Source organism: Halorubrum sp. Atlit-26R (assembly GCF_003666015.1).
GTDB lineage: Archaea > Halobacteriota > Halobacteria > Halobacteriales > Haloferacaceae > Halorubrum.
In genome coordinates this window covers 1-858 of the sequence record NZ_QPLT01000155.1, presented here as the reverse complement: position 1 = coordinate 858, position 858 = coordinate 1, and the positions used below count along the sequence as shown (strand labels likewise).

Annotated in this window: 1 protein-coding gene; it reads right to left on the bottom strand. The window is 64.0% G+C overall.

Annotated elements, in window-relative coordinates; genetic code table 11:
* Positions 1 to 236: 236 nt before the first annotated feature.
* Positions 237 to 464, bottom strand: coding sequence for a hypothetical protein (locus DVK07_RS19895; RefSeq protein ID WP_121598546.1), 228 nt, complete (start codon positions 462 to 464; stop codon positions 237 to 239).
* Positions 465 to 858: the final 394 nt, after the last annotated feature.

Genomic DNA, 858 nt, shown 5'->3' with positions numbered 1-858 from the left:
GCACGGGTGGGACGTTCTGGTGATTGACGGCAGCGATGGGAGCGCGCGCTTCGAGATCACGGGCGTCGACGGGGAGACAGCTTGACAGCCTCCTCGCGCTGAAGCGCGGGGCTGTCTCCTCGATTCTCCGTAACCACGAGAGAGTACTGGCCGGCTGCCGTTCTGGTTGAACCGGTCGGCTGGCACCCGACTACCCACAGCGCTTGCTGACCACGTCAAGATTAACTGAAATCCAATCACCGAGAAAGCAGCTGGTCGACCTCGTACAACAGGACGGGGAGGAAGATCATCGCGAGCGTGAGCAGCACGAACTCGGGCAGGAACTCGTCGTATCGGCTCGCGGCGACGAGGATACTCGTCTCTCCGCGAACCCACATTGTTCCGAACAGCCCCCACATCACCGTCAGCGACGCGATGGCAACGGTAAACGCACCGAGCGCGACGAGTTTCGTCAGCCGGATCATTACGTCGGCGGGAGTGTGGTGACCGTCGGCTGTGCGCGTCTGGTGGGCTCGATCGCCGCCACGTCACTCAGTAGCAAGGTGCTACCACCGTCGCTCCGATCGGGAGCGGCATCGACAGCACCTTGTGGCGATATGAGCCGAAGATCGATACCCGTGGCACGAGGCGCGCAGCGACGATCGACGGCGGTGTCGGCGATTCCCATACCTTACCCCTGCGTACGCCCCGCAGGAGGGATAGTTATTACCGGCTTATGTGCTCGCGGCAGCTTGGAGCGGAGGTCGGGGGTCGCTCTCGGGGCCGACCAGGGCGGTCCAGCTCAGGTGTCGTGACTCGACACTGGGTCGACCACCGCCGCTGAAGGAGCCGTCGGCCGGCGCTGAGCTCGCTGCCAGT

Coding starts and splice junctions, on each gene's coding strand:
- DVK07_RS19895 (WP_121598546.1), bottom strand. CDS start 464: ATGATCCGGCTGACGAAACTCGTCGCGCTCGGTGCGTTTACCGTTGCC.